We start from the raw sequence: 7,214 nt of genomic DNA on the forward strand, positions 1-7,214 counted from the left end.
TGTGGTTTACTGTATTCCACCTTTCCTCCTACTTATCTAAAAGGGGCTATCCAAAGATAACCCCTTTTTTGTAAAATCTCCCATTACAAGTAAATTTATCTGTATAGCTTTAGCCTTCTACTGCCTTACTAAGCTTTTCTATACCTATTCTTACTCTTCTTAAGCTTTCTTCCTTGCCAAGAATTTCCATTATCTCATAAGCTCCGCCCGGTGTCATCTGCTTGCCGGAAACAGCGGTTCTTATAGGCCAAAGTCCCTGTCCGTTCTTTATACCCTTGTCCTGAATATATCCCATAAGTACAGCTTCAACACCTGTTCTGGAATAATCATCACTTGCTTCAAGTAACGGAAGCAGGTCACGAAGTACCTGTAAGGAGCTTTCACTATTAGTTTTCATCTTCTTATGTGTATACATAGCTATATCATAATCAGGCAATTCCTCAAAGAAATCTATATGCTCTTTAAGATCAGGTAAAACTTCTATTCTGGTCTTTACAAGCTCTGCTATCTTCTTAAGATCAAGGTCTTTTGTTATAACCTCTTTAAGATATGGAAGTGCCATCTCAAAGAATCTGTCAAAGTCCATAGCCTTAAGATATTCACCGTTCATCCAACGCAGCTTAACCATGTCAAATACAGCCGGTGATTTATTTATTCTGGTGTAATCAAACTCTCTTATAAGTCCTTCAAGGTCAAAAATCTCAGTTCCGCTTTCTGCACTCCAGCCTAAAAGGGCTATGAAGTTCACTACTGCCTCAGGTACAAATCCCTGCTCAATCAAATCTTCGTATGAACTATGCCCACTGCGTTTTGAGAGCTTCTGATGTTCTTCATTTGTAATAAGCGGGCAGTGAATATAGGTAGGTATCTCCCAGCCAAATGCCTCATAAAGCCTGTTGTATTTAGGTGTAGAGGAAAGATACTCATTTCCACGTACTACATGTGTAATGCCCATAAGGTGGTCATCTACTACATTTGCAAAGTTATAGGTTGGGTAGCCATCTGATTTAATAAGCACCTGATCATCAAGCTCAGAGTTTGGTGCGGTTATCTCTCCGTAAACCTCATCCTTAAAAGTAGTAGTACCCTCTCTTGGAATATTCTGGCGTATAACATAAGGCCTGCCCTCTGAAAGATTTTTCTCTATCTCTTCTTTTGGAAGGTGAAGACAATGCTTGTCATAAACCATTACCTCCTTGCCTTCTATGGTCTGCTTTAGGCTTTCAAGTCTTTCTTTATCACAGAAGCAATAATATGCCTCTCCCTTTTCTACAAGTTCTTTTGCATATTTAAGATAAATGCCTGAAGCCTGTCTTTCACTCTGCACATAAGGACCGTAGTCTCCGCCTATGTCCGGACCTTCATCATGTTTAAGTCCTGTAGCCTTCATTGTATTGTAAATGATGTCAAGAGCTTCCGGTACAAATCTTTCTCTGTCCGTATCTTCTATTCTAAGCAGGAATGAACCTCCTTCATGCTTAGCTATAAGAAACTCATAAAGAGCTGTTCTTAAATTTCCTACATGCATTCTTCCTGTTGGACTTGGTGCGTATCTTGTTCTTACCTGTTTCATTTTCTTATCTCCTGTGTATTAATCTTTCTATTTTTCATCAATGATTGTATCTATTTCAGCTGATTCGACCATCTGATTAAAATAATCTTCTACCTTTTCAAATTCCTGATCACTTTCAATATCCTCTATGTTGAAGTCTTCCGCTCCAACAGGAACAAATCTATATAGCCAAATTTCACTGTCTTCTTTATCTTTATCTATAAGTGCAATGTATTGCTTCCCATTCACCGGAAAGATAGAAAGCACTTCACAGTGAACAACCTTACCATTTTCCAGTTCAATCGGAATAACCATATAAGGCAGGTTTTTAAACTCTTCCGCCGTCATAACTACCTCCATTAATTTTTATACCATAATTTGTCATTAAGTGTTCACATTATACCACAAATTATCTGATTGGAAAATAAAAATTTCAAAGTGTTTTTATAGTCTTCTTATAATGCCTCTATCTGCTCTTTAGTAAGTCCTGTTGCCTTTACTATAATTTCTACATCGACCTTGCTATCCTTAAAATTCTTAGCTATACGCAAGGTTGCAAGTTCTTCTCCCTCGTTTCTGCCTTCAAGTTTTCCTTCAAGTTTTCCTTCAAGTTTTCCTTCAAGTTTTCCTTCAATCTTACCTTCCAGCCTTCCTTTTTCAACTCCACGATTTTCAATTTTATCTAAAAACTCACACATATCCACCTTTCTCCCTTCTTTTTTGATATTTACAATCTCATCCTTTATTTCTCCAAATCTTTTATCTCCTATCACTGCATCTAATAAATCTAAAACTACTTCTGGATGCTTAATTTCTCTGTTCTCAGGTTCATAACTGTCAGGATTTCCTATAATTCCTGCAATCAAATTAAAGTCACCTTTGTATTTTTCTATATCTTCATCTGACAGTCTTACCATATCAATAAGTTTAAATTTATGGTCAGAAACTATATCTAAAAGTTCATCAGGACAATCAAGCCTGTCTTTAAGTGTTGTAGGAACCTTCCATTCACTTTTCCCCCAGTAAATTACTATCGTAAATACAGGATAAATATGCTCATTTCCTATCTGGCTTTTATAAGTTGCTCCATCATAAGAAATCACTCTTAATATCATATCTTTATCCGGATTTGTCTGGTTTTCAATGCCAATGAAAGAAAATATCACTCCCTTTTTCTCCCATAATTTGGCAACATCCCTGATTTGCTCACGGTGATTGCTTTTATCATCTTTAAACTGTGTAACAGGGCTTACATCTGACAATTCCTCACTTTTTACAACTTCTTTTCCATCAAATACAGCTCCATTTACAACATCTGCAAATACATCATTAAAACCCAATAAAATTTTCTCAATTATATCTTTATTCTTCATTTTACCCCTTTTCTTAACAATACACAACAAGTTCTCCCAAATTTGCATTGGTTTTAGTGTCTAAATCTAACCTGTTTAGACATACAAAATAAGCCACAGCATATCCCTGACCTTCATTTTTTACTGGAATTTGATTTCGAAAATGAAATCTAAGAATTAGTCAATTAAAAATAAAATCAAATAACAAGATGATAATAACATGAATTTTCAAAATTTTCAACGAAATCTGTACTGCGAACTAAAAATTATTATATTTTTAAAGGAGAAGGGATACCCTTCTCCTCATGTGAAAATAAATATTTTTCTACTTGCTTTTAGTCTTTCTTACCTCATCAAACATATCAATGTCTTCTTTGGTAACTTTAATATTCGAAGTCTTTGTCTCCTCACCCGGTTTGGTTATGGAAACTTCAACTACAGTGCCCTCAGGAAGTCCGGGCATTATTACTCTTTTTACAAATTCTGCTGCTTTTGGATGATTCTTTTCAAGCTGTGCTTTGTATTTTAACAAGGTAAATGGATTCATTCCTCCTCCTTATCGTCACCCCTGACTGCTACCCTGCCATAAGTCTCTGCAAGATTCTTCATCTTTTTAGCAAGCTTTGTTGTAAAATCCTTCTTGCTCATTCTCCACTCCCAGTTACCACCAAGAGTTGATGGAATATTTATTCTTGCTTCACTTCCAAGGCACAAGAAATCCTGCATAGGAATAATAGTAAGATTGCCTACACTCATATAAGCATTTCTAAGCAATTCCCAAACAATCTCCTTCTCATCCTCAGTTTGAATATTTAAATATTCCCTCGCAAACTTCTTTACTTTCTTATCTAAAGAACGATACCATCCAAGGGTAGTATCATTGTCATGTGTACCTGTATAGACAACAGAATTAGCCACATGGTTATGTGGAAGATAGGTAGTTTCAGCTCCACCGTAGAAAGCAAAATGAATAACCTTCATACCCGGATAACCGGTACGCTTAACAAGCTTTATCACAGAAGGTGTAAGGTAGCCAAGATCCTCAGCTATCACATCCACCTCTCCAAGCACTTCCTTCATCCTTGCAAAGAGAGCATAGCCTGCACCCTTCTTCCATTTACCTACAACAGCATCCTTTCTACCATAAGGAATGGAATAATAGGTGTCAAAGCCCCTGAAATGATCTATTCTTACAGTGTCATAAAGCTCAAAGGCCCTTGCAAGGCGCTTCATCCACCACTCGTACTTAGTTTCCTTGTGATAATCCCAATCATAAAGCGGATTACCCCAGAGCTGACCTGTAGATGAAAATGCATCTGGCGGGCAGCCCGCTACTGCAATAGGAGTGAAATTCTCATCAAACTGGAAAAGTTCAGGGTTTGCCCAGGCATCTGCTGAGTCAAAGGCTACATAAATAGGCACATCACCAATTATCTTTATTCCTTTTTCATTAGCATATTTTTTAAGCTTCTTCCACTGTATATCAAACATCCACTGAATGAATGCATAGAACTCAACTTCATCAGCAAGTTTTTCTCTGTACTGTTTAAGTATTTCAGGCTTTCTAAGCCTAAGACCATCTTCCCACTCACTCCATGCCACTCCCTTTAAGGAATCTTTAATAGCCATAAAAAGTGAATAGTTCTCTAACCAAAGACTGTTCGCCTTTTTAAACTCATCCAAAGTTCCGGCATTTTCAATATTAAACCTGCCTGCTTCAATAAGTTTTTTAGCATTGTCAAAAGCTATCTTAAGTGCCTTAAATCTTGAATTGTATATTTTTTCGTAATCAACCTTTTTAGAATTCTTGCCAAAATTGAACTTTTTTAGTTCTGCCTCCGATATTAAACCAAGTTTGATAAGTTCTTCAAGGTCTACAAAATACGGATTACCCGCATAAGTAGAAAATGACTGATACGGACTGTCTCCATAACTGGTTGGACCTAATGGGAGTATCTGCCAATATCCCTGTCCTGCCTCTGCAAGCTTATCCACAAACTCATATGCCTCTTTGGAAAAGCATCCTATTCCGTATTCTGATGGCAATGAACTGACTGGTAAAAGTACGCCGCAATTCCTCATAAATTGTCCTTTCTCCGATATATCATGCAATTTATATAACAAGTGTCAAAAATGAACCTCTTTTTACAGGCAGTCCTATAAAAGATAATCCAAATTTGACACCTGTGTAATACCACTTATCGGATACTATCTAAGTTTCCAAATATCTTTGTTATACTCTTCTATTGTTCTGTCAGATGAGAAGAAACCTGCGTTAGCCATATTTACTGCTACCATTCTCTTCCATTTTTCTCTATCTGCATAGTCTTTAAGAATTTCATCCTTCTTGGCAATATAGTCTTCAAGATCAAGAAGTGCCATAAACCAATCCTTGTTTACAATATCATTGTAAAGTCTTTCGAGATTTTCTCTATTGCCAACCTGCATAGCCTTATCACTTACAATAAAATCTACTGCAGCTTTAACTACCTGTGACTTGTTGTAAATGTCACGAGATACATAATCAGCCTTTTTGTAGTGCTCAATTACCTCGTCAGACTTTGCACCAAAGATATAGATGTTCTCATCACCTACAAAGTCATGGATTTCCACATTGGCACCGTCATCAGTTCCGAGTGTAATTGCACCGTTTAACATAAACTTCATGTTTGAAGTACCGCTCGCCTCTTTAGAAGCAAGAGAAATCTGCTCTGAGATGTCGCAGGCAGGAATTATCTTCTCTGCATAACTTACATTGTAGTTTGTAACCATAAGCACTTTAAGGTATGGGCTTACCTCAGGATCTTTGTTTATTATTTCCTGAAGTACAAGTATAAGGTGGATAATATCTTTAGCTATTACATACGCCGGAGCTGCCTTTGCACCAAAAATACAGGTAACAGGAGTCTCAGGCTTTTTACCCGCCTTAATCTCAAGATACTTATGAATGATATAAAGTGCATTCATCTGCTGACGCTTGTATTCATGGAGACGCTTAACCTGTACATCAAATACAGAGTTAGGATCAAGCTCTACACCTTCCATTTTTTTCACATAATCTACAAGAGCCTGCTTATTAGCCCTCTTTACTTCATCTAACTTGTCAAGGAAAGCTTGGTCGTCTTTATGCTCTAAGATTTTTTTAAGCTCTGTGGCATCTTTTCTATAACCTGTACCAATAGTTTCATCAAAAAGCTTTGCAAGTCCATGGTTGCAAGAAAGCAACCACCTTCTAAAAGTGATACCGTTAGTCTTATTATTAAAGCGTTCAGGATAAAGCTTATAGAAATGATTAAGCTCTGAATCTTTAAGAATATCTGTATGTATAGCTGCAACACCATTGGTTGAGAAACCGTAATGGATGTCGATATGTGCCATATGTACTCTTCCGGCATCATCTATAATCTGTATCTTAGGATCTGCATTGTTCTTTCTTATTCTGTTGTTAAGCTCCTTGATAATAGGCACAAGCATAGGAACTACCTTTTCAAGATAGCTAAGCGGCCATTTTTCAAGAGCTTCAGCAAGGATAGTATGGTTGGTATAAGCACAGGTTTTGCTTACTACTTCTATTGCATCATCCATAGTAAAGAACTCTTCCTGAGTAAGAATTCTTATAAGTTCAGGAATAACCATAGTAGGATGGGTATCATTAATCTGAACTACTGCATATTTATGAAGCTCATGTAAATCATGACCTGCATCCTTCATATCCTTAATTATAAGTCTTGCTGCATTACTTACCATAAAGTACTGCTGATAGATACGAAGAAGATGTCCTGCCTCATCCGAATCATCAGGATAAAGGAAAAGTGTTAAATTTTTCTCAATATTATTCTTGTCAAAATCAATTCCATTTCCTACAAGGCTCTCATCCACAGAATCCACATCAAAAAGATGAAGCTTACCTATTCCATTATCATAACCGACTACATCTATATCATACATAGTTGACCTTACAGTTCTGTCTCCGAATTTAACATCGAAGCTTAAATCAGTCTTTGTAATCCATGACTTATCTGTAATCCATTCATTCTTGTTAGCACTTTGGAGATAGTTATTAAAGGTCTGTTTAAATAATCCAAAATGATATAAAAGACCAACACCACATCCATTAAGTCCAAGACTTGCTATAGAATCAAGGAAGCAGGCAGCAAGTCTTCCAAGTCCACCGTTTCCAAGTGATGGCTCAGGCTCTAAGCCCTCTAGCATTGCTATATTTTTTCCTGACTCATTTAATACCTTTTCTATTTCATCATATACACCAAGATTTATAAGATTGTTGCTAAGCAGTTTACCAATAAGAAATT

The 7,214-nt window shown here is 36.7% G+C and carries 6 protein-coding genes; all 6 read right to left on the reverse strand.

Going from position 1 to position 7,214, the window contains the following annotated elements:
- Nucleotides 1–109: 109 nt before the first annotated feature.
- Nucleotides 110–1,573 (reverse strand): glutamate--tRNA ligase, encoded by a 1,464-nt coding sequence (gene gltX / locus ACTTKP_RS10485; RefSeq protein ID WP_442553849.1) that lies wholly within the window; start codon nt 1,571–1,573, stop codon nt 110–112.
- Between the two features lie 27 nt (nt 1,574–1,600).
- On the reverse strand, nt 1,601–1,900 hold the full coding sequence (locus tag ACTTKP_RS10490; protein ID WP_442553850.1) for a DUF1292 domain-containing protein: 300 nt from the start codon (nt 1,898–1,900) through the stop codon (nt 1,601–1,603).
- A gap of 107 nt (nt 1,901–2,007) precedes the next feature.
- A complete protein-coding gene (locus tag ACTTKP_RS10495) occupies nt 2,008–2,925 on the reverse strand; it encodes an Rpn family recombination-promoting nuclease/putative transposase (RefSeq protein ID WP_442553851.1) in 918 nt (305 codons plus the stop codon).
- Nucleotides 2,926–3,229: 304 nt separating this feature from the next.
- Nucleotides 3,230–3,451, reverse strand: coding sequence for a hypothetical protein (locus tag ACTTKP_RS10500; RefSeq protein ID WP_442553852.1), 222 nt, complete (start codon nt 3,449–3,451; stop codon nt 3,230–3,232).
- Nucleotides 3,448–4,986 (reverse strand): 4-alpha-glucanotransferase, encoded by a 1,539-nt coding sequence (gene malQ / locus ACTTKP_RS10505; protein WP_442553853.1) that lies wholly within the window; start codon nt 4,984–4,986, stop codon nt 3,448–3,450. Before malQ ends, ACTTKP_RS10500 begins: the two co-directional genes overlap by 4 nt.
- 126 nt (nt 4,987–5,112) lie before the next feature.
- On the reverse strand, nt 5,113–7,214 hold a 2,102-nt coding region (locus ACTTKP_RS10510), incomplete at its 5' end, for a glycogen/starch/alpha-glucan phosphorylase (protein ID WP_442553854.1).

The sequence above is a fragment of the Catonella sp. genome, assembly GCF_052169795.1.
In the GTDB taxonomy this organism is placed as follows: Bacteria; Bacillota; Clostridia; order Lachnospirales; family Lachnospiraceae; genus Catonella.

Excerpts from the sequence above, each read along its gene's own strand:
- ACTTKP_RS10495 (WP_442553851.1), bottom strand. The coding sequence starts at position 2,925 with ATGAAGAATAAAGATATAATTGAGAAAATTTTATTGGGTTTTAATGAT.
- gltX (WP_442553849.1), bottom strand. The coding sequence starts at position 1,573 with ATGAAACAGGTAAGAACAAGATACGCACCAAGTCCAACAGGAAGAATG.
- ACTTKP_RS10500 (WP_442553852.1), bottom strand. The coding sequence starts at position 3,451 with ATGAATCCATTTACCTTGTTAAAATACAAAGCACAGCTTGAAAAGAAT.
- ACTTKP_RS10490 (WP_442553850.1), bottom strand. The coding sequence starts at position 1,900 with ATGACGGCGGAAGAGTTTAAAAACCTGCCTTATATGGTTATTCCGATT.
- malQ (WP_442553853.1), bottom strand. The coding sequence starts at position 4,986 with ATGAGGAATTGCGGCGTACTTTTACCAGTCAGTTCATTGCCATCAGAA.